This is a genomic window from Bacillus sp. SD088 (assembly GCF_017355205.1).
Lineage (GTDB): Bacteria > Bacillota > Bacilli > Bacillales > Bacillaceae_C > Lederbergia.
In genome coordinates this window covers 61,579-84,928 of the sequence record NZ_JADIJK010000013.1, presented here as the reverse complement: position 1 = coordinate 84,928, position 23,350 = coordinate 61,579, and the positions used below count along the sequence as shown (strand labels likewise).

Genomic DNA, 23,350 nt, shown 5'->3' with positions numbered 1-23,350 from the left:
CTGTGACCGCGACCATTTGATTGGTCGATTTTCCCTTTAATCTTTAGTATACCTGAAAGTAGGAGGGATAAGAAAAAAATCAATACAAAAACATGCATCAAATGGTTTTTTCTAACGATTGAAGAACACTCTAAACTCGCGAGCGTTCTTCTCTTTTTTTATGAGCTTACCATCACGCCACCATTCACATGCAGGACCTGCCCTGATACAAAGCTTGCTTCATCTGAAGCTAGATAGACATAGGCTGGAGCTAATTCGACAGGCTGTCCTGCTCTTTTCATCGGGGCGTCAAGTCCGAATTTCATAATATCTTTATCGGAAAAGCTTGCTGGAATAAGTGGTGTCCAAACCGAACCAGGAGCAACAGCATTCACACGAATTTGTTGATTGGCAAGTGAAAGAGATAATGAGCGTGTCAATGTTACAATCGCCCCTTTCGTCGCGCTATAGTCTATTAGCTTTTTATGCCCTTCATACGCTGTAATCGAAGCCGTATTGATAATTGAACTTCCTGCCTTCATATAAGGAAGAACGGCTTTAATCAGATAGAAAAAAGCAAATATATTCGTTTGAAAGGTGAATTCAAGCTGTTCCTTCGTAATATCAAGAATACTTTTTTGAACATATTGTACCCCATGGTTATTCACCAAAATATCAATTTTTCCAAAAGCTTCAATTGTCTGTTGAACAACCTGGTCTGACATTTTCTCATCTTTTAAATCTCCGAAAATCAGCAGACATTCTCCGCCAAGCTCGTGAATTCTTTGCTCAGTTTCTTTCGCATCACGATGCTCATTCAAATAGACAATTACTACCTTAGCTCCTTCTTTTACAAAAGCATAAGCAATGGCACGGCCAATTCCGCTATCTCCCCCTGTAATAATCGCGACCTTATTTTCTAATTTATTGGAGCCTCGTTCATCTGGATTCTCTGAAATCGGACGGGGATGCATAAGATATTCCAGACCAGGTTGCACCGGCTGATGCTGAGGTGGAAAAGCAATTGGCTCATCTTTACACTTTTTATAAAATCCATAATACGGATAATAGGGAATCACATGACATCCTCCTCATATTTGGTCTAGGTATCTTATGTATAAAATCATTGCATGTGTCCTTAATCGGAAGAGTGTTAAAAAATGAATCATCTTAATAAGAGAAATCATCTTCCCTTCCACTCTTCATTATATTTTTTCAATTTAGGGAAACACTATGCTTACTTAGATATTCTAAAAGGAGGAGGAACTAACATGACATCTCCCAACCATAGTACATTAACAGCAAGCGAATTAAGCATTTTATTTGGATCCTATCTAGATGATACCTTAGCTATTTGTATGCTCTCTTATTTTAAAGAACATGTGGAAGATCCAGACATGAAAGCTTGTGTGGAATATGCACTAGAATTATCGGAATTGCACGTTCGCTTTGATAAGAACATTTTTACAGAAGAAGGGATTCCTATTCCAGTGGGATTTACTGAGCAAGACGTAAATACTCATGCCCCAAGACTATATACCGATGATTTTATTCTCCATTATGTGCAAAACCTTGGGATTATGGGCTTAAGCGCATATAGCATGGGTTTACCTAAGGCGATTCGGAAGGAATTACGTGACCATTTCACTCAATGTCTCCAGTCGTCGGCTGAATTATTTAACCGAACAACTGAACTTTCTATAGAAAAAGGGACTTATGTCCGGCCACCATCTATTCCTTATCCGCAACAAAATCAATTTGCCCATAAGCAGCACTTTTTAGCGGGCTGGATAGGCGAACAAAGGCCACTTACGAGTATAGAAATTTCGCTTCTGTTTATGAATCTTTATCGTAATTCTTTAGGCGAGGCTTTATTGATGGGATTTGCTCAAGTGGCTCAGTCAAAAAAAGTACAGAAATATATGGTGAGAGGCGCTGAAATTTCACATCATTACTGTTCAGTATTCTCTAAATTTTTACTGGAGAATGATTTACCTGCTCCAACATATGGAAATTTTAGTCCGATGGCAACAACAGAACCGATATTTTCAGATAAACTGCTTATGTATCACACAAGTGCCTTAATTAACGCAGGGATTAGCTTCTATGGGAGTAGTATGGGGGGGAGCCCAAGAAAAGATCTTGCTACCGCTTATGGCCGCTTGATCCTAGAAGCAGGCGAATACTCCGAGGATGGGGCAAAAATTATGATTGATCATGGTTGGATGGAAATCCCTCCTTCCGCCCCAGACCGCGAAAATTTAGCAAAGGGTTAAGATAATGTGGACGCAAAAGAAAAATTATTTTGGAGTATTGCCCTCCCCGGCTTTGGACAATTATTAAATAGAAAATATATAAAAGGTCTCTTGTTGGTTTTACTGGAATTTATCGTGAACGTAAAATCCCAATTTAATGCTATGATCATCGCCAGTTTTCACGGCGATATCCAAAAAGCAATCGAACTAGCTGATTTCCAATGGCTTCTTTTCTATCCTTGTCTTTATTTTTTCGCTATGTGGGATGCTTTCAAAGATGGAGGTGGCGGAAAAGAACCGTATTCATTTATGCCTTTTGTCTTTTCCGCTTACTTTGTTACTGTAGGGACTATCTATTCCACAAAGGTCACCATTTTCGGCTACTTACCTGGTCCTATATGGTTGCCGATTCTTAGTGTAATTCCTGGAGTACTAATAGGACTATTATTGAAAAAGATCTTAACGAAATGGGGGAAGAGAAAAAATTAGCATGTTTCTCTTCCTCTTTATTTTGTCTAGCAATGGATTAAATGGTGAGTAGAATCATTAGGCAAGAACAAAAGCGCAAGCGCCCGTTTAGCGACGTACAAACTTTCATAGTAAGGATGAACAGCTAAAAACGCGCCGTCCTGGCGGCAGACTCAAACGCGACGTCCTGGCGCTTCGTCTGCACTAGTACATCCTGTACGTCGCAACGCTGTTCTGACCTACATCCTGTAGCCCTGAGATAAAGGATACATGAAATGCGAAAGACGGCTGATTAGGAGCGACAAGCAAATGTTCCTGAAACGAAGAAGGGCGAATTTTCCCTTCTGCGATTCAGGAACATTTGACCTCGAGCTTCTGCCGTCTGTAGCTAGACAGTACGGCGAAGCATGAGCCGATGTTGACTTACGCAAACAGAAGCTGAAAGTTTGCTAGTCGCTGGGCGCTGAGCTGGACGACAAAACTCAAAATTACAACTTATCCACAAGCGACAATTTTATAATTTCCTAACAATAAAAAAAAACGATAGCTTTCACTATCGCCATATAAGTATCATGATGTGTTTCTTTTTTTATTCAAAAAACACTCCACGATCGGCTGACAAATAATACTTAATGGATAAAAAATATAAAGGAGATTTTCAGATACATTTCGCAGATAAAGCGGTTGAAACCAATTTAGTATAGCTCCTTTTATATCCGGCCCATAGAAAAAGATATTTATACACATTGTAGCTGGGATTAATAAGACCATATATAAAATAGTGATCCCTACAATTTTCAACATGAACCACATCCTTCAATTTATCCCGCATTACGGGCAGTAATCCCCCTTTAGAGAATACGGAGAAGCGTAGGTGGGCGGTAAACTGCCTGTAAAGGTCCGATTGGTTCAACTAACAATCAGTGGAACCCCCCACTGATGAAGTTTCACTTTATCCTTTTTTTCTTAAAAATGATATTCATTGGCTAGTTATAAATAAAGTCGATATTGGGTAAACCGATGAATATACTTCTATTCGTTTTCTTAAGAAAGGAGATACTATGGAATCCGCAAAAATTAGTCCCTTTCAGTTATTCGTTCTGATTCTCCTTTTCGAACTTGGCAGTGCCTTACTATATCCACTTGGGACTATGGCGAAACAGAATGCATGGCTAGCGATACTATTTGCCATGGTTGGGGGATTCGGTATTTTTTTTATTCATTATGCACTTTATAATTATTATCCTGATCAATTACCAACAACTTATACTCAGAGGATCCTTGGTAAATTTTTCGGGAAAATAGTAGCCTTTATTTACATGCTTTTTATTCTTTACCTCGTTGCTCGCGCACTTCGTGACTTCGGTGAAATGCTTGCTATTCTCGGTTATCCGCAGACTCCACTTGTCATCAATCATTTTTTATTAATCCTGGTTGTTATCTATGCCGTCAGAAAAGGAATTGAAGTCATAGGAAGAGCAGGTGAAATTTTATTTACTTTTATTTACGTTTTGGCTATTTTTGGCTTCATCTTTATTATGGCTTCTGATCTCATCCATTTAAGTAATTTAAAGCCGTTCTTAGAAGACGGTATTTTACCTGTTATGAAAACGGCTTTTACACAGGTAGTGTTTTTTCCATTTGGGGAAGTATTTGTCTACGCCATGATCTTCCCTTATGTCAATCAACCGAAAAAAGTAAAAAAGGCCGGTCTATTAGCTCTATTGCTGATTGGTATTAATTTAGCTATTAGCACCGTTATTAATATTAGTGTCCTTGGTTATGCCAAAATTGAACGCACACAGTTTCCTTTACTCAATACCATTCAAGCGATTGAAATTGCAGAATTTCTGCAGCGACTGGATATCTTTTTTATGTTATCTATTATCATTCTTGGCTTTTTCAAGGTGGCTATTTATTTTTATGTTGTGATCATTGGCACGGCTGATTTATTTAAAGTGAAAGAATCCTCAAAACTTGCTTTTCCATTAGCATTTGTTGTTATTTTTCTATCCATTATCATTGCTAATAATGCGTTGGAACATATTGAGGAAGGAAGGAAGATTGCCTCTATCTATGTCCAATTTCCATTCCAAGTTCTCATTCCAGCCCTATTATTACTTATTACCTTTTTTTAAAAAAAGAAAGAAAAGCAGTTTAAATAATTGCATCAAGGATGAGTAGATATGGTCGCCACGACAATTGCCACTTCGATAGGCGCTAGAGCTAGAACCAATCAGTCACAAATTTTATACTCCTTATATATAGAAACGAATGATTTCTTATCGTGTAAAAAAGCTCAATTTCTTTTACGCAAAAGAAACTGAGCTTTCCCTTAGTCATGTTCAATATACTTGAACGAATTGCTTCTTAAACCAGTTCCTGAAATCATTGCATCCACCCCTACTTCCACCTTCATTTCAGGAAAATATTGATCTTGCCAATCTTCCTCTATCTGCCGCCACTTTTTTGGATGGGAATGATAAATTTTTTCCCCAAAGCCAAAAATATCAGCTTGATACGATTGAACCTCTGTAATCGTTGAACGAATCATATGTTCAATTTCCTTTTCTACTTTTTTCTCAATTTGATTACGAATACGCCTATCTTTAAGATTGATGGGCACGTTCACCTCTCCCAAGTCGCCTTGTGTTTGTATATCTAGCTTTGCTATAATTTGGTTCCCATCAAACTCAAATTTCACCTTCGTTTTTTCTCGAACAACCTGAAATGAAATGGCCTCCATTTCCTCTTCCCAATCGATCGCAATATTGGTAGAACGAATCTTATTCATAATCCAAGCTGTTCCCCTTGCCTGTTCATCATGGAGCCAACCCATTAGTTTCCCATCTTTGAAGATTCCGAGACCGTTTGTACGAATAATGGCATCCGGGCTCGTTCTTTGCAGACTTTCAATGGATTTTGCCGCATCCCGATCACCGTAAATAGAAAAACTCGGAATAATCGGTTCTTTTCCAGTACTTGTTAAGGCATTTAAAATATCTCTAATTTTGACCGGCCATTGTTCCCCCCATTGTTGTTCAGAGAATCGTAGGGTTTTAATGACCTTATTTGCAGGAATTTTGTCAATTGGGGTCGTGATTTGCATCAGTTCACTTGCTGTAGCCCCCCGGGCAATCACCACCTTAGATGTATCACGAAATCGATCATCACGATCGAGACCATCCAAGATTCCATCGATTCCCTCTTCCTTAGCCAGTTCTTCTCCAATCACGACCAAATTAGCATGAGAGTAAAATAAAACCCGTGAAATTTCATTAGCAGCACGACGACTAACATCTACCATATTTTCCCCCGGAATTCGGTATACCGTGACAGTGGCCCCATCTTGTCCAGATCCTCCCTGTAGCCCTCCTGCAACATTACTAGGGTTAATAATTTGAAAGGTGCCTACATATTGACCATTTTCCCCTTTATCTATCCCCATTGCTGCCACAAAAGCAATATCAGTCAACTCCTTTTTATCCCAGCAACCAGTAAGGAGACATAGTGATAAGATCAGGATGAGGTACAGTTTAACGTTATGAGTCATTGTTGTCACCTTTCCCAATATCCTTATTCCTTATTGTCCGAGGCGATGGAGGAGCTGGCTTTGGCGTATTCTTTGCATGAATCTGCTTTCCCTTCATGATTAAATTGGCTTTTCTTCTTGTCGTCCATAAAGGGATACGAATCAGTGTATCCCCTAAATTCCCAATTGTAACAGGTGCCATTGGCGTCATATATGGCACACCAAAGGAACGTAAACTACATAAATGAAGAGTAAGAAAAATAGTGCACAAAATCACCCCATATAAACCAAAAGTCGCTGCAGCTACCATAAATAAAAAACGAATGAGGCGAGCAGAAATGGCGATCGCAAATGAAGGAGTTGCAAAATTCGCAATCGCTGTAATCGAAACAATAATCACCATAGCTGGGGAAACGATCCCTGCTTGAACAGCCGCTTGCCCAATCACAAGGGCGCCCACGATGGAGATGGCAGCCCCAACAGCACGCGGCATTCGTACACCCGCCTCCCGTAAGATTTCAAATGTAATCTCCATCATGATAGCTTCCACAAAAGCTGGAAATGGAACGGTTTCACGCTGTGCCGCAACAATAATCGCCAGCTGTGTCGGAATCATTTCCTGATGAAACGTCGTTCCAGCAATATAGACAGATGGCGCAATGATCGATAATAAAAATGTGATAATCCGTAAAAATCGCAAAGCGGTCGCAATGTCGAACCGAGCATAATAATCTTCAACAGATTGGAAAAATTGAATAAACACGGCTGGCGCTAGTAAAACAAAAGGAGTTCCATCGACAAAGATAGCTACTCTTCCTTCTAAAATATTCCCCGCTACCGAATCTGGCCTTTCTGTATGATAAATGGTCGGAAAGATTGTCCAGGTCTGATCCTCAATCAATTGTTCGATATAGCCGGATTCCAAAATGGCGTCAATTTCAATTTCTTTTAACCGCTTACGCACTTCAGTCACAATCTTCTCGTTGACAACACCATTTAAATACATGATTTCCACATTTGTTTTGGTTTGATTGCCGATTTTCATCGACTCTGTCCAAAGATTAGGGTTACGGACCCTTCTCCTGACAAGGGCAGTGTTCGTACGTAGCGATTCTGTAAATCCGTCTCTTGGACCACGAACCGTTACCTGGCTTTCCGGTTCTTCAATCGAACGCCGTTCCCCACCCTGTGTATCAATTGTTATCACTTCGTCGATTCCATCAATAAGAAGAATGGTATTCCCGTCCATTAAGGCTGTATATAACTGAGCCCATTGCCTTGATTTTTGAATCGGCCCCATTGCAACGACTTTCGAAGTAATGGTCTTTAAAAGTTCCTTAGGGTCCCGCTCTGTCCTGATACCAGATTCTAAAATCGAGTCCACTATAAAATCATGAATTGAAGTATCGTCGACAATCCCGTCTACATAAGCAATTGCCACGGACAACATAGGTTCCCCAAGCTCCAATTCTCTTATGACAATATCCGAGCTATCCCCCGTCTCCTTCTTTATTCTTTCCACCGTATCAGATAAATGAGAACCTACATACTCCATAGGGGATTTGTTGTGTGTATTTCCTGTATCCTTGTGTTTCTTCTTAAATAATGAAAACATGACAAAAAATCCCTTTCGTTTTCCTATTAGGATTCGTCAACTGTCCGTTTTTATACATTCTTCTATCCGCTCGTAAAAAGGCTGCCTCCAGGACGGGGCAGCCTTTTTACGAGCAACTTATTAATTTGTACCTAATGATTTTTTAATTTTATAATCTTCTTTTTTCTCATTTAACCATGTTTGGTATTCTGTTTGCAGTTTTTGCTCAAATAATGCGTCTTTAACTTCCTCTTTATGATCTTCTAGTTTCGCCTCTTTAGCGTCTTTTTTATCAGTTACTTTGATGATGTGATAGCCATGTTCTGTTTTGACGGGATCACTAATTTCATCAACTTTCATAGAAAAGGCCTTGCCTTCAAATTCTTTGACCATTTTTCCTTTTCCAAAGAAGCCTAGTTCTCCACCAGATTCAGCATTTGATTCATCTGTTGAGTATTCTTTGGCTAATTCTGCGAAATCTTCTCCATCATCTATCTTCTGTTTCACTTCTTTTGCTGTCTTTTCATCATCGACTAAAATATGACTAGCCTCTACTTGTTCTTCTTGGTCAAAGCTAGCTTTATTATCTTCAAAGTATTCCTTAATCTCATCATCGCTAATGTCAATCCGTGGTTCTAAGATCTTTTGAATTGATAAAAAACTCACAATATCCTTTTCAAGATCCTTTTTAGTCAGCCCTTGTTGTTGTAAGGCTGAATTAAAGGCTTCTTCGCCCCCACTCTGTTCAACATATTTATCCATTTCTTTATTGATTTCATCATCAGATATAGATACTTTTTCCTTCTTTGCTTCCATTTTTACAATTTCATCATTGATCATACCATCAAGAGTTTGCTCCCCATAGTTGTCCACAAGTTGCTCATACAGCTCGTCTTTTGTAATTTTGGCATCCCCTACATTCGCAACAATGTCTCTCTTCACAAAAGCCGTTGTAAAAATAACAGCAGCTCCAAGTATAATTAGGACAATCACAGAAATCGTAAACTTTTTGCTAGATGATTTTGCTTGTTGATGCTGACTCATTTTCTTCCTCCTCTAATCCCTATTTTAATGTAGTTATATAGGCCATATTTATTTGTACAACCTTAGTCTACAAAATAAATGTGAACAAACTATTAACAATATGATATATGAAAACGCTAAAAATTTCGATATCTATTTTTTAAATGGAAAGGTCAAAGTGAAAGTGGTTCCCTTTCCTTCCTCACTTTTCACGTCAATTTGGCCGTTATGCAACTGAACAAGCTGTTTGACAATCGATAGCCCAAGGCCAAACTCTCCATAGGGATTATTGGTTCTTGATACCATTGCCTTGTAAAATCGCTGCCAAATCTTCTTAATTTCGCGCGGATCCATCCCCTGTCCGTTATCTTCTATTTCAATAATGGTCTCGGTCTCGCCCATTTTGCCTCGTAACGTGATCGTCCCCTGTTCCGTAAATTGAATACTATTCTTTGTGATATTTATTAAAATTTGCGTTAAGCGATCATAATCAGCATACACCTGTGCATCATTCTCTACTTCTAATACAATCTTATCCTGCTTTTCTTCAGCCTGAATTTCCAACTGATCGCGAATTACTTCCATCACTTCAGACAATAGAAGATTTTCCTTATGGAGTTTGATTTGATTCGAACGGATTTTTTCATAATCGAGGTTTTCATTTACCAATCTGATCAAACGCTTTGTTTCTTGACTTGCCATCAGCATAGCCCGCTTTTTTTCTGATTCAGGAATCATCTGATTGCGGATTCCATCAATCACACCGCGAATCGTCGTGAGCGGGGTTCTTAATTCATGGGAAACATCTGCCATAAATTGGCGACGCCGATTTTCTAAACGTTCGATCTCTTCCATTGATTCCTCTAATTTTTCAACCATTTGATTGAAATCCCCTGACAGCTCCCCAATTTCATCAAAATCAGAAGAAGGAATGCGCACTGAATAATCACCATTTGCAATTAAAGAGGTGGCTTCCTGAAGTCGTTTAATTCTTCTTACATGAAAAGCCGATAAGATCCAACTTAACAGCAAAGCAACAGCTACTGCCACCAATACTGTATACAGCAAATATTGATTGATTTGTGAAATAATATCCCGTGTTCCTTTAATCGGCGATGCGAGCAAAATACCACCAACAAATTGACCTTGGCGAAAGTAAGGTAACAACACAAAGGTCATCCCTTCGTTAAACCGTTTATAGTCTTGTTTCACTACAACGGTATAGCCATCTTGGATTTTTTGCCATTCTCCCGCTTCCAGCTTGATTCTCGCTCCCCTTCCTGTTGAATAGATAATCGCTGAGCTCGGATCAAATAAACTGTACTGGATATCACGCCCAGCTAAAACATGTCCATATTCTTGTAAAATGGATTCGGAATCATAGTTTTGTTCAAGATCTGCCAAAACATTTTTCCCATAGGCTGTAAGCTCATCAATTTTATCCTGGTAAATTAGATTTTCAATAAAATGGGAGAACAGTAAGCTTAAAATAAGGATCGCAATCACAATCACGCTGACATGACTCAAAAGCTGTTGATACAGATATTTCATTTTAATTTTCATAGCGATTCTCATTTGGAGGAGTTTCTTCAGTCTGTTTTTTGAGTCCATCCGCTGATTCTTCAAATTTATATCCTACACCCCAAACGGTTTTAAAAAAAGGTTGTTCTGAAGAGCCCAATTTATTCCGTAAGCGCTTGATATGAACATCTACGGTTCGGTCATCTCCGTAAAAATCATAGCCCCATACTTTATCTAATAATTGTTCGCGTGAAAATACCTGTCTCGGATGCTGTAAAAAATGATAAAGCAAATCAAATTCCTTCGGTGTTAAATTGGTAACAGACTTCCCGTCTAACAAGACTTCACGTGTATCCTTATTCACTTTGAAATGGGGCGTTTCGATCGTATTCGTATTGCTGTTTACTTTCTTACTCGGCTGGCTTTGAGATCTACGTGTTACAGCCCGAATTCTTGCCATTAAAGCAAGGGGGCTAAATGGCTTTGTCACATAATCATCGGCACCCATTTCTAGGCCCAATACTTGATCAGATTCTGTATCTTTGGCTGTAAGCATAATAATCGGTACCGTTTTATTCTTTTCTCGAATTTTCCGGCAGATACTGATGCCATCCATTCCTGGGAGCATCCAATCAATAATTAAGCAATCCCACTGTTCCTGCTTAGCACGTTCATACCCGGCAATTCCATCTTGAATAAATTCCCCTTTAATTCCTTCTTTTAAAAAGAACATTTCAATCATAGAAGCGACATTCTCATTATCTTCAATGACTAATATTTTCAACTTGGGCACCCCCTTTATATTAAAAGTAAAGGAATTTAAATCCTTGTGCAAGCATCAAATAGGGGATAGCATCGGTAGTAGAGACAATCCTTCCTATTAACAAGCCAAGCATGAACAAAACACCCCTTGACATTACAAGAGGTGTAAGCATTTTTTATAAAATGAAACTTCAATCAGTGGGGGTCTTACAGCCAGTTAACGCGGGACAAAATTAACTCTCAGGGTTTGCCGTTAAAGTAACAAAGAATGTCTTTTCTTTCCCATCGCGATAGACTTGAAGAGAAGCTTTATCTCCAACTTTAAGGTCTGTATATAAAAGCTTTCTTAAATCGCTCGCATTTTCGATCTTATGGTCATTGATACTAACTAGGACATCTTCCATTTGTAAACCAGCTTTGCCAGCAGCCGAATCTGGATCAACGGATGTGATAATCACGCCACTGTCAACGTCTTCCGGCAGTTGTTGTAAATATTGGGGAGCAACTTGCTCAAAGTCGACCATGCTAATTCCCATATAAGGACGTTCAATTTTTCCGTTTTTAATCATTTCTTCAATAAGCGGCTTTGCATCATTGATCGGAATCGCAAATCCTAGCCCTTCTACACCACTCTCGGCAATTTTCAAACTATTAATCCCAACTAGTTCACCTTTTGTGTTGACTAAGGCTCCACCGCTATTTCCTGGATTGATTGCAGCATCAGTTTGAATGACATTTAATTCCCAATTCCCTGCAGAAGTTTGCACATCAATGGAACGATTCACCGCACTCACAATACCTTGTGTCACTGTCCGTGAAAACTCAAGTCCAAGTGGATTTCCAATCGCCACAACTTGTTCACCTGCACGTAGCGTATCGGAATCACCGAAATTCATGACAGAATCAACTTTGCTACCATCTATTTTAAGGACAGCCAAATCAGTTAAAGCATCCGCTCCAATCAATTCAGCCTCCACCTTGTCTCCATTTTCTAGATTGACCTCAATTTGCTCAGAACCCTCAATTACATGGTTATTCGTCACGATAAAAGCGTCTTTACCTTCTTTTTTAAATATGACACCTGACCCTGATTTTTCCCCTTGACTTTCGTTCTGAGGAGCAAATGGATTTCCTTGTGTTTTCGTCGCACTCACAATTCCGACAACCGCATCTGATGCCTTTTCGACCATATCAGCAAGAGATGTCGTATTAGCAGAAAGTTGCTGAACATTTCCGGATGAATTTTGCTCTGTATTTGCCGTAGCTGTTTGCACTGTATCCTCCTGAGGTTCAGAGTCTTTTAAAAGCGGTGTATTGAGAACAACGCCTAAAGTTAAGACCGAACCAATTACACCCGCACCTACAGTCGATACAACCCTCTTCACAGCTGTCCTTCCTTTCGCCCAGCGTTTTTTCGGTCTTTCCGTCACATCACTAACTTCATATTCATCTTGATCCTTCACTTTGATTACCCCCCTGCGATTTATGGTACTTTTATCATAATCACAAGATATGAATAAACTATGAACGAAGCATGAACAGTTCATAAAGAAATGCGTAAGCGGCGGACAAATTACGGTAAGGACGAACCGATGTTGACTTACGCAATCAAAAGGAGGAAAGTTGAAAATGCAACCTTCTACCGACGATCCAGTTGGCTTTCTTATGTTTTTTGGTTATCACTAGCAAGAAAACTGTAGATGATATGATCTACGTAATGGTCATATAGCCACTCAGCTTCACGCAGAATCCCTTCTTTTTTAAAACCAAGTTTTTCAGGGATTGCCTGACTCCTCTTATTTCCAGCTGCTACGCGAATTTCAATGCGGTTAAATTCAAGGATATGAAACGCATAGTCCATCAGCGAGCGGACAACCCGATTCATAATCCCCTTCCCTTGAAAATCCTTACATAACCAATAACCAATAGACGCCGCTTTATTCTCTGGATCCATTTCATTAAATCCTGAGACACCGATCAATTTCCCTCTATATAGAATACCCAGAGTCATGGAAGTAAATTCAGCAAATCCCTGCTGACTTGATTGAATAAAAGCAATGGAGTCTTCCTTACTTTTGATCCTGTCGATCCATGGCAACCATTCCCGTAAGTACTCTCTTGATTGATCTGTTAGTCGAAAGAGCTCTTCCGCATCCTCTTCCTCCACCATCCGCAAATAAAGCTCTTCATCCACAGGATGTACGAACATTGAATCACCTCATCCTTAAAGCCATTAGTTAGGATTCCACCGATCTGGCTGTGTCATCCTGTAGTAACTCTTTTTCACTCCATTTTCCAAAGCGATAATAACAAAAGGCCACTATACTGCTAATCACAAAACTACTGCCCAGCCCATAGGCAATTCCTCTCTCGCCAAAATATTGGGCAAACAACCAAGTTAATGGGAATCGTAAAACCCAAAAAGAAATAAGATTCAGCATAAGCACTTGAAAAGCTGCACCAGAGGCGCGGACCACACCATTCCACACAAAATTAAATCCTAAAAATGGAAAGAAGAACGCAACCATTTTTATATACTCTGTCCCAAAACGAACAGCTTCTGATTCAGAAATAAACAAGCGAATCCCCCAACCACCGATTGCAAAGATCAGCAGTGCAATCAAAAGCATCGTGATGAGGTTAAGAATTGTCGCATACAGAGTGATTTTATGTACGCGTCGCCACTTCCCAACAGCGATATTTTGGCCCGCCATACTGTTAACAGCAGTTCCTAAAGCTTGCGCCGGTAGCATAATCATGCTCTCCAATCGCTGTGCCGCACCAAAGCCAGAAACAGCATCACTCCCAAATGAAGTCACCACACTCATAATCGCTGCTGATCCAGCGGAAATAACCGTCATTTGCAACCCAGATGGAAGGCCTTGCCCGAGAATTAATTTTATCTCCTCTATTTTTGGAAAAGCGGGAGATGAAAATGGAATTTGCTTATGAGCGATACTCAAGAACACACCATATAGGAAGGCAATTCCTTGCGCTAAAATGGTCGCAAATGCTGCCCCTTCTATCCCCCAATTAAATACATAGATAAAGAGCGGATCTAGGAAAATATTTAGAATCACAGCAATAACGACAAACCGCAAGGGGGTTTTACTGTTTCCTAACGCCCGAAATACAGTTCCAATGAAATTATAGCCAAATAAAAACAGGATGCCCAAAAAGTTTATCCGTAAATACCCCGTTGCTTCTCCTAACATCGATTCAGGTGTTCCTAATAAACGAAGAATCCACTCAGATGACAGATAGCCGATAATCCCAAGCATTATGGCCATACTTGCTAAAATGACAGTAAAGGCATTTGTGTAATTTTTTAAGCCCGTTGCATCGTTCTTTCCCTTCAACTGAGATAAAATCGTTAATGTGGCATTATTTACACCAATGATAAATGATAACACGGTAAAAATTACAGTACTGGATACCGCTACCGCTCCGAGCGCTGAAGCACCAAGCAAATTTCCAACCCACAAGCTATCAATTAATTGATAGGAGACCTGAAGAAGATTGGTTAAAATAATCGGGCCCGAGAATAGCAGTAACTGCTTTCCAATCGAACCCCTTGTAAAATTCTCTTGCTGCATGTATATAAATTTCCTTTCCTTATTTTCTACTATTCTACCTCAAAATGGCTTTATTGCTAGAACAAAAGCGTAAGCGCCTTGATCTAGCAATAAAGGCTAAATTCGCGCTGCGCTGGAGCTGGACGTCAACCCGCAACGTAGACTATTTAACCACAAGCCAAGAATTTTATCGTTTCTTCAATCATAAAAAAGCCCCGATTCCATTCAAGAAATCGGAGCTTCCCTTTAGGCCAGTATGCCTTCTATTTTATCAAGGACATCAGCGGTTAATTCAAGCTCACTGCCTTTGATATTGGCTTCAATTTGTTCGGGCTTACTAGCCCCAACTAGCGCGCTCGCTACCATAGGTTGACGTAAAATCCAAGCAAGAGCTAATGCTGGTAAGGTGGTATCCAATTCCTTTGCCACTTCAGCTAATTCTCTTACCTTCCCTAGCACTTCCTCTGTCAGCATCCTTCTTACACCATTATTGATCTCATCATTCGCCGCACGACTTGTTTCAGGGATATCGCCACCAAGATATTTCCCCGTTAAAATCCCTTGAGCGAGCGGGGAGAATACCACTTGTCCAATCCCATATTTACTTGATACTGGTAATACTTCTTTTTCAATATAGCGATTTAGCATATTGTAAACTGGTTGATTGACCACAATTCGATCAAGCAACTTTTTATCTGCGATGCCTACTGCTTCTTCGATTTGTGCTGCTGACCATTCACTGACACCCGCATATAAAATTTTCCCTTGTCGAATTAAATCATCGATCACGCGAAGCGTTTCTTCCACAGGCGTTTCCGGATCATAACGGTGACAATAGAAAATATCGACATAATCCAAATCCATACGTTTCAAGCTATTATGAACTTGCTCATACACATGCTTCCGCGACAGGCCGCGATCATTCGGTCTTTCTCCCATCGGCCAGAAAGCCTTTGTTGTAATGACATAAGATTCACGAGGAAATTCTTTCAATGCTTTAGATAGGACCTTTTCTCCTTCCCCTTGTTCGTAAACGTTTGCAGAGTCAAAAAAGTTAATCCCTAAATCATACGCTTTATGTATCGTCTTTGTTGCCGTATCATCTTCCACCGATTTCCCATAAGTTAACCAGCTTCCAAGGCTAATCTCGCTAACTTTTAAACCCGTTTTTCCCAGTCTACGATACTTCATTAGGATCTCTCCTTACCCATATTTTAAAAGTAACTTTACTTTTTTATCATTCCTTATTTTTTTAGGAGTGTCAAGCAATCATCCTTCTATTTCTTTTGACAATATTCGCTTTAATTCGCTCTCGTCCCCACTTGTTATATGTTTTATTTCCTTAATATGATAAACTGGCTAAAAACCCACTTCTAGAGGAGAATAAAATGTCTACTTATCAGGTATTGTTTTTAGATATTGATGGAACGATTCTTAAACCCGATCATACGTATGATCCCTCAACAAAAGAGGCGATCAGGCAGGTACAAAAAAGGGGACTCGAAGTGTTTCTAGCCACTGGCAGGCCTCTACACGAAATTAGAGATTTGGCAAAGGAACTAAATGTCCATTCTTTTATTGGCTATAATGGAGCTCTTGCGCTTTATAAGGAAGAAGCTGTAGTCAATGAACCGATGAAGAAAGAAACGGTGTTGCAGTTTCTAGAGATCGCGAGAAAAAACGATCATGAGATGGTCTTATATACAAGCGAGAAAAACTATTTCACTAGCATCGATACACCTGTTGTCCAGCATTTTATTGAGATGTTTCAACTAAAAGAAAATGAATTGTTTACCGAAGAAGCAGCTGATCAAATTCTAGGAGCTACTTTAATCAATCTAACAGCTGAAGATCAAAAGCTCTATCATTTCGACCCGACCTACCATCTTTCCCAAGTCAATGTGGAAGCGCTACTCCACTGTTATGATGTGATACGTGATCGGGTAAATAAAGGTGGAGCCATTCACAAAGTATTAGAAGTTTTAAAGATCACAAAAGAGAATGCCATTGCCTTTGGGGATGGAATGAACGATAAAGAAATGCTACAAGCTGTTGGAGAAGGCTTTGCAATGGGAAATGCTCATCCAGATCTCTATCAGTATGCCAAGCATAAGACAACAAGTGTTGCAGACTCCGGTATCGCCAATGGTTTAAAAATACTCCATCTTATTGAGGAATGATGTTCATGTCAGCTATTCATTTTCATCCTGTCTGGGATCAGCAACTAACTGAAAAAGAAAAGGAATCCTATATTCAAGAAGCACAAACTCTTGTCATTCCTGAGGAGTCCTTTACAGTCAGCCCAATTATGACAAAATACAAACGCAATGGCGGGCTTGTGGCAACTGTTTTCCTGCACAATGGCTTTCTATATCCCTTACACTTACATAAATTGTCCGTAAGGATCACAAATCAACATAAACATAATGAGACCATTGCTCAAGGAGACTTCTCTTCTTCACTAGAAATTAATCCTATATCGTCACAACCATGGTCATTTGTCTTTTCTAAACAGATGGTAAATCTGACAGACGCCGATTTAACACATATAGCCATTTCTGTTGTAGAGGATGAAAGCGAATGATTCGCGTATTGTTTGGCCGCCTCGGAGATCGTCATTTAATTGAAAGAGAAAAAATCCTAATTGCTGTATGCAGGGGTTAGATCCACTCGATCCAGTTTTTATGCTTTCTTTAAATTAGACGAATAAATCTTCAAAACTCCCATACCATTAGGTCGTGGGAGTTTTTTGGTTTCCTTTTCCCTGCTCTCTTCGAAAAATATGTTTATGCCATTTTACAAAAGGGTATCAAACAGTTATCGAGACATATGGAGAGGATTATTACAAGAATAGTAGCCTAGGTTGATTACATGTGCTCTTATCCTTGCTAATCCATCCTCATACTGTTTTGGGAATTTTTCCTTTATTCCAGCTTTATTAGATAATAAAGAGCAGATGTAAAAAAATAGGAAGGGTGTCACAATCTTGAAGAAAAAGCTTGTTTTTCTTATTGCCATGGTTTCTATTATGCTAGCGCTTGCAGCATGTGGAACAAGTGAAAATGCTGATGGAGGTAGTAACGGCGGAAGTAATGACGGAGACGGTGATTCGAAAGGGAAGACCTATACTGTCGCCACAGATTCGAATTTCAAACCATTCGAATATCTCAATACAAAGACGGGAGACTTAGAGGGGTTTGATATTGACATGATCACAGAGATCGCCAACCGTGCGGGCTATGAAGTTGATTTTGAATCAATGGATTTTGATGGCCTTCTTGCAGGCATGCAAGGCGGACGCTATGAAATTGGCGTTGCCGGAATGTCTATTACACCTGAACGTGAGGAGACACTTGATTTCTCCATTCCATATTATGATTCTGGTATTATCTTAATGGTTCCAATTGATAGCGATATTGAGTCGATTGATGATGTGGACGGAAAGAAAGTTGGGTCTCGACAAGGCTCCACAAGTGAAAGCTACTTAGGCGAAAATACGGATGCCCAGGTGGAAGCGTATCCTGAAATTGTCACAGCGTATATGAACTTAGCGAATGGCAAACTTGATGCTGTCCTATATGATGTTCCAAACGTTCAGTACTATATCGCCCAAGAAGGAGAAGGAAAATTAAAAACCACTGGTGAAATTCTTCAAGGAGAATCCTATGGAATCGCCTTTAAGAAAGGATCTGAATTGGTTGATGACTCCAATGAGGCGCTCGAAAGCATGATTGATGATGGAACTTATGCGGAAATTTACGAGAAATATTTCGGTGAAAAACCTAGCGATGAATGGTTGGGCGAAGAATAAGTAAGACTTCATACAGCCGGGAAGCTAGACCATAGGAGGTAGCTATGTTGAGCTGTGAATAAGGCGCCAAGCTAATTAAGAAAAGCGCAGGCGCCCGTGTTGCCGTCCTGGCGCATCGCCTTTCTGCCCAACTCCTTGTTGGTCTCAGTCGCAACAAGTTCCTTAACTTGTTGCGACTTTTTCACTCATGCAAAATACGTTTTCAAAGGGAGAGAAATAAAGAATGCTCGAAACAATCATGGACAGTCATTATATTCAAAGCCTCCCTATGCTTTTTAGAGGATTGCTTTGGACATTAATTATTACGATCATCGGTCTTATTCTTGGTTTTATTCTTGGAGCTTTAGCTGGTTTAGGCCGCTTATCAAAAAGCAGAATTCTCCGCGGCATTTGTGCCTTTTATGTGGAGGTTGTTCGTGGGACTCCTATTCTAGTGCAAATTTTATTTATTTATGTTGGACTTTCTGAAGATATAATTGGATTTAATATCGATAAAATTACAGCTTCTATCATTGCGATTACCATTAATGCAGGTGCATATATCTCAGAAATCGTACGGGGTGCTGTGAAATCCATTGATAAAGGACAGCATGAAGCTGGACGTTCAATCGGGTTAACAGCGAAACAAACGATGCGCTATATTATTTGGCCGCAAGCCTTTAAACGAATGATTCCTCCATTAGGAAATCAATTTATCATTAGTTTAAAAGACACTTCCCTTTTTTCTGTTATTGCCGTAGGAGAGCTTCTTTACATGGGAAAACAGTATTATAATGCGACCTTCTCCGCTTTCCAAACATTAATTATGGTTTGTATACTTTATCTTCTCATTACTATCCCTACCTCCTATTATTTACAAAGATTAGAAAGGAAGCTGGATGTCTAATATGATTACAGTAAATAATTTGCATAAAAGCTTCGGGAAATTGGAAGTATTAAAAGGAATCGATATGGAAATTGAAGAAAATGAAGTGGTTTGTGTTATCGGACCATCAGGTTCTGGAAAAAGTACCTTTCTTCGCTGCCTTAATTTATTAGAGGAAATTACATCAGGCGAAGTGATTATTGATGGCGAAAATATCGTCGATCCATCAGTAAACATTAATGATATTCGTTCCCAAGTTGGGATGGTCTTTCAGCATTTTAATCTTTTCCCCCATAAAACGGTATTAGAAAATATTATGTTGGGGCCACAAAAGGTGAAAGGGATGTCCATATCAGATGCCGAGAAAATTGCTGAGCCTTTATTAGAAAAGGTTGGACTTTCCGATAAAGCCCATGTCTATCCTCAAAGCTTATCAGGTGGACAAAAGCAACGTGTCGCCATTGCTCGCGCATTAGCAATGAATCCAAAGGTTATGCTTTTTGATGAACCAACCTCTGCCTTAGACCCTGAATTGGTGGGCGATGTCCTACAAGTCATGAAGGACCTGGCAGAAGATGGAATGACCATGGTAGTCGTGACACATGAGATGGGCTTTGCACGCGAAGTTGGAGATCGCGTTGTATTTATGGATGAAGGCATTATCATGGAAAAAGGTAACCCAACCCAAATTTTTGACGATCCACAAAATGAACGTACACAAGAATTTTTAAGTAAAATATTGTAAAGAATGTGCAAAATGCGGGACGTCATCTAGGTTTATAATAGAGAATACTTTTTGTAAAATTTAATCTTTTACAATTGAGTTGGCTTTTTATATGCATTGTTTGTTATAATGTCTTTATATTGTGCAATCTATCTAAAGTGAGGGAAATACATTATGAACCAATTTTACAAACCAGGTGACACAGCACCCGTAACAGGTACTTATGTGGAAGCAGGTCATGGCGGCGGAAAAGTTAAAAATCCAGAACGCGTGGAGCTTCAACAAGGAGATAAACTTCCTGACCTAAAAGCTTATACTGTCACAATCGAACATAAAGGCGAAGAAAAAGTTAAAGATCGTCAACATGTTTGGACGTTAGAAAAATAAAAAGTGTTCTTTTGAACATAAAGCTGTCGAGATGCTAGATGCTCGGCAGCTTTTTTATTTTACACAAGAAAAGTGCAAGGAGCCCACTACCTTCGACAAGCAAGTGTTCCGAGCCGATGGTTCCTGAAGCTGGACAACTTCTACACTCAGTCCCAAAGCAATCCAAGGAAAATTTTATACTTTCTCAACTCATCCGATAACCTTCTATTCTTCGATGCATACAGTAGACTTAGGGGGTGTGAAATGTGAATAAATCACTAACTCTTGGAATAGCCATTTCCTTCATTTCACTTATTACCGGATTCCTGACCAATAATTGGTTTTTGGCTGTCAAGATTACAGGTATGACAGCTATTGTTTCTATTTTACTTGCTGGTATTTTTATGGGCGCCCCAATCAGACATCAAGAAAATAAATGGATTAAAAATTTGGTTTTCATCGCCATTCCTAATTTTATTCTTCTGACCATATTAATTGGCATTCGGACATTCATTCCGTTTTAACATTTGTATCCGTTTTCATTTTCAGCACTCTAGTTCCCGTTGACTGGAGTGTCTCCTCTTTCAATGGCTTTCCTCTCTTTTTTTTAATAATTTTTCGCTTTTTAAAACTTTTTTCCATATGATTACGAATATATAACCAGAAGGCTTGAGTGGTGAAAAAGAAGATGATACAAGAACAGCACTGGATTAAAAAAATAAAAAGAAATGGCCATCATGAATCGGCTAATCAGTTAATTTCAAAATATTATCAAGAAATATATGGCTTCGTGTACAAGCAGACAATGGATGCGGATACCTCGCTCGATTTAACACAGGAAATTTTTATTAGTGTTTTACAATCGATTCATCGGTTTAAGAATGAGAGGGCTTCTTTCCGTACATGGCTCTATCGAGTAGCCACCAATCGGGTCGTAGACTATTACCGCTCCAGAAACTACAAATACAGAAATTATACAAGTCCATTAGAAGATGAGGATGTGCAAGACCAAAATGATTTTGTTCTATCCCTCGAATATAAAGAGGATATAGAGAAAATCACGGGGTTGATCAATCAATTAGAGACTGTCTCCCAAGAAATTATTCGTCTCAAACTATTCGGAGAGTATACGCTTCAAGAAATTGCCGAAATGGTACAAGCCCCCCTTTCAACAGTGAAAACGAAATACTATAAAGCTTTGAAAGAGATCAAAAAGAAAATGGAGGAGGATCACGATGCCTAAAGAAAAGCTTTCTATTCCTTATCCAGATCAATTAAAAATGAAATCAGAAGTTGCGCGGATTGTACAGGTCGGAGTAAAGCCGCACCAGTCCTTCCTTTCCTATATTGTTCATTTATATAAGAATATTGGTTGGAAGTATTTATTTACCAATCAAAGGGATGGCGCCTTGATTACATTTTCTGTGATGGTTTTACTCATTGGTTTATTTAGCAGTATGGCCGAAACGGCTCAAACGGAGGCAGACATTTTTCCTATTCTTTTTGTCGCCTCCCCCTTGCTTTACATGGCTCTGTCCTTTTATGATTTTTTGCACAAACGCCATCATGCGACATTCGAGGTAGAGATGGTCACGAAATACAATCTTTATCAAGTTGCTGCCTTTAAAATGTTACTCTTTAGCGTCCTTTCAATTTTGGTAAACACAATGAGTATTCTTATTGTCAGTTTCATATATGAAGAGATCCACTTTTTCAAAGCATTTTTGGTATCCACGACCGCATTGTTCTTATTCTCAATTATTTTCCTTGCCATCATCATGAAAAAACAAACAGGTGTAAGAGCCACCATGACTATTATAGGTTGGGGTGCAGTCAATATCCTTTTGGACCTCCTCCCTAATCAGTTATACAGTTACTTTTTACTTCAGTTACCCATTTTTGTGTATGGATTAGTTTTGGGCTTCAGTGTAGTCATCTATTTTCGATTTTTAAACAAGCTGGTTCGAAGAAAGCCAGCGGAAGGAGTTTAGACAATGCTCGTTGTAAAAAATGTCAGCAAACAGTACGGAAATTTTCCCGCCTTGGAACAAATACATGCAGAATTTGATCATGGTGTTTATGGACTCCTTGCTCCTAATGGGGCTGGGAAAACAACCTTGATCAAGATGCTTGTCACGCTTATTTCTCCAACAAAGGGAGAGATCCTTTATAATGGCTCGAACATTATTGACCTGGATGAAGAGTATCGCAATATCCTTGGCTATCTACCGCAACACTTTGGTTATTACAAAAACTATTCACCTAAGCAATTTCTGCTCTATCTTGCTGCTTTAAAGGGAATCGACAAAAGGATTGCCCGCTCGAAAATAGATGATTTGCTGCAAAAAGTAGCGTTAAGGGATGTCGCCAATAAAAAGATGCGAAAGTTCTCCGGAGGAATGATTCAACGTGTCGGGATTGCTCAAGCCCTTTTGAACGATCCAAAAGTATTAATTTTGGACGAGCCAACTGCAGGCCTCGACCCAAAAGAACGGGCTCGTTTTCGACATTTATTAACGGAGCTGGCACGCGAGCGATTGGTCATTATTTCGACCCATATCGTTTCCGATATTGAATCGATTGCCAACCAAGTGATAATGATTAAAAATAAACAACTTCTATATCAAGACACCGTTCAAAACATTTGCGCTACATTGAATGATAATGTATATGAAGCAGCCATCCCGTTTGAACAATTGGAAACATTCCGTAAACAATATATGCTTTTGTCAGAGAAACAAGAACAAGGAGAGATGATCGTCCGCTTTGTCCATAAAGGTGAGGCAGATGTTGGTTGGATTCCAGTTGTCCCCCATTTGGAAGATGTCTTTCTCTATGAATATCGCGATGATTTGCAGATGGACGAGTGAATAGA

The 23,350-nt window shown here is 39.4% G+C and carries 24 protein-coding genes; 13 read left to right on the top strand and 11 right to left on the bottom strand.

What is annotated here, in order from left to right; all coding sequences use genetic code 11:
- Positions 1-158: 158 nt before the first annotated feature.
- Positions 159-1,058, bottom strand: a complete 900-nt coding sequence (locus IPU53_RS12920; protein WP_207451294.1) for a glucose 1-dehydrogenase — start codon at positions 1,056-1,058, stop codon at positions 159-161.
- 192 nt (positions 1,059-1,250) lie between these two features.
- On the opposite strand from IPU53_RS12920, the gene IPU53_RS12915 reads away from it, so the two are divergent.
- A complete protein-coding gene (locus IPU53_RS12915; RefSeq protein ID WP_207451293.1) occupies positions 1,251-2,255 on the top strand; it encodes a DUF3231 family protein in 1,005 nt (334 codons plus the stop codon).
- 6 nt (positions 2,256-2,261) lie between these two features.
- Positions 2,262-2,723: a hypothetical protein gene (locus tag IPU53_RS12910; protein ID WP_207451292.1), complete on the top strand. Its 462-nt coding sequence runs from the start codon at positions 2,262-2,264 to the stop codon at positions 2,721-2,723.
- Positions 2,724-3,272: 549 nt separating this feature from the next.
- Here the strand turns inward: IPU53_RS12910 and IPU53_RS12905 are convergent.
- On the bottom strand, positions 3,273-3,506 hold the full coding sequence (locus tag IPU53_RS12905; protein WP_207451291.1) for a hypothetical protein: 234 nt from the start codon (positions 3,504-3,506) through the stop codon (positions 3,273-3,275).
- Positions 3,507-3,763: 257 nt separating this feature from the next.
- On the opposite strand from IPU53_RS12905, the gene IPU53_RS12900 reads away from it, so the two are divergent.
- The gene (locus tag IPU53_RS12900; RefSeq protein ID WP_207451290.1) at positions 3,764-4,840 is read left to right on the top strand and encodes a GerAB/ArcD/ProY family transporter; all 1,077 of its coding nucleotides are present in this window, start codon (positions 3,764-3,766) and stop codon (positions 4,838-4,840) included.
- A gap of 197 nt (positions 4,841-5,037) precedes the next feature.
- On the opposite strand, the gene IPU53_RS12895 is transcribed toward IPU53_RS12900, so the two are convergent.
- The 9 genes from IPU53_RS12895 to IPU53_RS12855 all read right to left on the bottom strand — a co-directional run bounded on the left by IPU53_RS12895 (position 5,038) and on the right by IPU53_RS12855 (position 15,900).
- Positions 5,038-6,264 (bottom strand): Ger(x)C family spore germination protein, encoded by a 1,227-nt coding sequence (locus IPU53_RS12895; protein ID WP_313886491.1) that lies wholly within the window; start codon positions 6,262-6,264, stop codon positions 5,038-5,040.
- Positions 6,245-7,849 (bottom strand): spore germination protein, encoded by a 1,605-nt coding sequence (locus tag IPU53_RS12890; protein WP_207451289.1) that lies wholly within the window; start codon positions 7,847-7,849, stop codon positions 6,245-6,247. Before IPU53_RS12890 ends, IPU53_RS12895 begins: the two co-directional genes overlap by 20 nt.
- Positions 7,850-7,969: 120 nt before the next feature.
- Entirely contained in the window at positions 7,970-8,872 is a 903-nt protein-coding gene (locus IPU53_RS12885) for a peptidylprolyl isomerase (RefSeq protein ID WP_207451288.1), read from the bottom strand.
- A gap of 132 nt (positions 8,873-9,004) precedes the next feature.
- A complete protein-coding gene (locus tag IPU53_RS12880) occupies positions 9,005-10,408 on the bottom strand; it encodes a sensor histidine kinase (RefSeq protein WP_207451405.1) in 1,404 nt (467 codons plus the stop codon).
- Positions 10,404-11,156 (bottom strand): response regulator transcription factor, encoded by a 753-nt coding sequence (locus IPU53_RS12875; RefSeq protein WP_207451287.1) that lies wholly within the window; start codon positions 11,154-11,156, stop codon positions 10,404-10,406. The genes IPU53_RS12880 and IPU53_RS12875 overlap by 5 nt, the downstream gene beginning before the upstream one ends.
- Before the next feature lie 211 nt (positions 11,157-11,367).
- Positions 11,368-12,597, bottom strand: a complete 1,230-nt coding sequence (locus tag IPU53_RS12870) for a S1C family serine protease (protein ID WP_313886485.1) — start codon at positions 12,595-12,597, stop codon at positions 11,368-11,370.
- 200 nt (positions 12,598-12,797) lie between these two features.
- The gene (locus tag IPU53_RS12865; protein ID WP_207451283.1) at positions 12,798-13,343 is read right to left on the bottom strand and encodes a GNAT family N-acetyltransferase; all 546 of its coding nucleotides are present in this window, start codon (positions 13,341-13,343) and stop codon (positions 12,798-12,800) included.
- A 28-nt stretch (positions 13,344-13,371) separates the two neighbouring features.
- Entirely contained in the window at positions 13,372-14,730 is a 1,359-nt protein-coding gene (locus tag IPU53_RS12860) for an MATE family efflux transporter (RefSeq protein ID WP_207451281.1), read from the bottom strand.
- A gap of 225 nt (positions 14,731-14,955) precedes the next feature.
- Positions 14,956-15,900 carry an aldo/keto reductase family protein gene (locus tag IPU53_RS12855; RefSeq protein ID WP_207451280.1) on the bottom strand — a complete coding sequence of 315 codons (945 nt, stop codon included), beginning with the start codon at positions 15,898-15,900 and terminating at the stop codon, positions 14,956-14,958.
- Between the two features lie 197 nt (positions 15,901-16,097).
- Between IPU53_RS12855 and IPU53_RS12850 the strand changes: the two genes are divergently transcribed.
- The 10 genes from IPU53_RS12850 to IPU53_RS12805 all read left to right on the top strand — a co-directional run bounded on the left by IPU53_RS12850 (position 16,098) and on the right by IPU53_RS12805 (position 23,345).
- A complete protein-coding gene (locus IPU53_RS12850) occupies positions 16,098-16,889 on the top strand; it encodes an HAD family hydrolase (protein WP_207451278.1) in 792 nt (263 codons plus the stop codon).
- Between the two features lie 5 nt (positions 16,890-16,894).
- Positions 16,895-17,293 carry an SLAP domain-containing protein gene (locus IPU53_RS12845; protein WP_207451276.1) on the top strand — a complete coding sequence of 133 codons (399 nt, stop codon included), beginning with the start codon at positions 16,895-16,897 and terminating at the stop codon, positions 17,291-17,293.
- 402 nt (positions 17,294-17,695) lie between these two features.
- Positions 17,696-18,520 carry a transporter substrate-binding domain-containing protein gene (locus tag IPU53_RS12840; RefSeq protein WP_242698267.1) on the top strand — a complete coding sequence of 275 codons (825 nt, stop codon included), beginning with the start codon at positions 17,696-17,698 and terminating at the stop codon, positions 18,518-18,520.
- A gap of 223 nt (positions 18,521-18,743) precedes the next feature.
- Positions 18,744-19,406 (top strand): amino acid ABC transporter permease, encoded by a 663-nt coding sequence (locus IPU53_RS12835; protein WP_207451274.1) that lies wholly within the window; start codon positions 18,744-18,746, stop codon positions 19,404-19,406.
- A gap of 1 nt (position 19,407) precedes the next feature.
- Complete coding sequence (locus tag IPU53_RS12830; protein WP_207451403.1) at positions 19,408-20,130, top strand: amino acid ABC transporter ATP-binding protein; 723 nt, start codon at positions 19,408-19,410, stop codon at positions 20,128-20,130.
- A gap of 153 nt (positions 20,131-20,283) precedes the next feature.
- Positions 20,284-20,496 carry a YjzC family protein gene (locus IPU53_RS12825; RefSeq protein ID WP_207451272.1) on the top strand — a complete coding sequence of 71 codons (213 nt, stop codon included), beginning with the start codon at positions 20,284-20,286 and terminating at the stop codon, positions 20,494-20,496.
- A 245-nt stretch (positions 20,497-20,741) separates the two neighbouring features.
- Positions 20,742-20,999 carry a hypothetical protein gene (locus tag IPU53_RS12820; protein WP_207451270.1) on the top strand — a complete coding sequence of 86 codons (258 nt, stop codon included), beginning with the start codon at positions 20,742-20,744 and terminating at the stop codon, positions 20,997-20,999.
- Positions 21,000-21,151: 152 nt separating this feature from the next.
- The gene (locus IPU53_RS12815) at positions 21,152-21,718 is read left to right on the top strand and encodes an RNA polymerase sigma factor (protein WP_313886484.1); all 567 of its coding nucleotides are present in this window, start codon (positions 21,152-21,154) and stop codon (positions 21,716-21,718) included.
- Positions 21,711-22,466: a hypothetical protein gene (locus tag IPU53_RS12810; protein ID WP_207451268.1), complete on the top strand. Its 756-nt coding sequence runs from the start codon at positions 21,711-21,713 to the stop codon at positions 22,464-22,466. The genes IPU53_RS12815 and IPU53_RS12810 overlap by 8 nt, the downstream gene beginning before the upstream one ends.
- Before the next feature lie 3 nt (positions 22,467-22,469).
- Entirely contained in the window at positions 22,470-23,345 is an 876-nt protein-coding gene (locus IPU53_RS12805) for an ABC transporter ATP-binding protein (RefSeq protein ID WP_207451266.1), read from the top strand.
- Positions 23,346-23,350 lie beyond the last annotated feature (5 nt).

Bases quoted from the DNA above. Each gene is read 5' to 3' on its own strand.
- IPU53_RS12915 (WP_207451293.1), top strand. From the start codon at position 1,251: ATGACATCTCCCAACCATAGTACATTAACAGCAAGCGAATTAAGCATT.
- IPU53_RS12905 (WP_207451291.1), bottom strand. From the start codon at position 3,506: ATGTTGAAAATTGTAGGGATCACTATTTTATATATGGTCTTATTAATC.
- IPU53_RS12900 (WP_207451290.1), top strand. From the start codon at position 3,764: ATGGAATCCGCAAAAATTAGTCCCTTTCAGTTATTCGTTCTGATTCTC.
- IPU53_RS12890 (WP_207451289.1), bottom strand. From the start codon at position 7,849: ATGTTTTCATTATTTAAGAAGAAACACAAGGATACAGGAAATACACAC.
- IPU53_RS12885 (WP_207451288.1), bottom strand. From the start codon at position 8,872: ATGAGTCAGCATCAACAAGCAAAATCATCTAGCAAAAAGTTTACGATT.
- IPU53_RS12865 (WP_207451283.1), bottom strand. From the start codon at position 13,343: ATGTTCGTACATCCTGTGGATGAAGAGCTTTATTTGCGGATGGTGGAG.
- IPU53_RS12860 (WP_207451281.1), bottom strand. From the start codon at position 14,730: ATGCAGCAAGAGAATTTTACAAGGGGTTCGATTGGAAAGCAGTTACTG.
- IPU53_RS12855 (WP_207451280.1), bottom strand. From the start codon at position 15,900: ATGAAGTATCGTAGACTGGGAAAAACGGGTTTAAAAGTTAGCGAGATT.
- IPU53_RS12850 (WP_207451278.1), top strand. From the start codon at position 16,098: ATGTCTACTTATCAGGTATTGTTTTTAGATATTGATGGAACGATTCTT.
- IPU53_RS12845 (WP_207451276.1), top strand. From the start codon at position 16,895: ATGTCAGCTATTCATTTTCATCCTGTCTGGGATCAGCAACTAACTGAA.
- IPU53_RS12835 (WP_207451274.1), top strand. From the start codon at position 18,744: ATGCTCGAAACAATCATGGACAGTCATTATATTCAAAGCCTCCCTATG.
- IPU53_RS12830 (WP_207451403.1), top strand. From the start codon at position 19,408: ATGATTACAGTAAATAATTTGCATAAAAGCTTCGGGAAATTGGAAGTA.
- IPU53_RS12825 (WP_207451272.1), top strand. From the start codon at position 20,284: ATGAACCAATTTTACAAACCAGGTGACACAGCACCCGTAACAGGTACT.
- IPU53_RS12810 (WP_207451268.1), top strand. From the start codon at position 21,711: ATGCCTAAAGAAAAGCTTTCTATTCCTTATCCAGATCAATTAAAAATG.
- IPU53_RS12805 (WP_207451266.1), top strand. From the start codon at position 22,470: ATGCTCGTTGTAAAAAATGTCAGCAAACAGTACGGAAATTTTCCCGCC.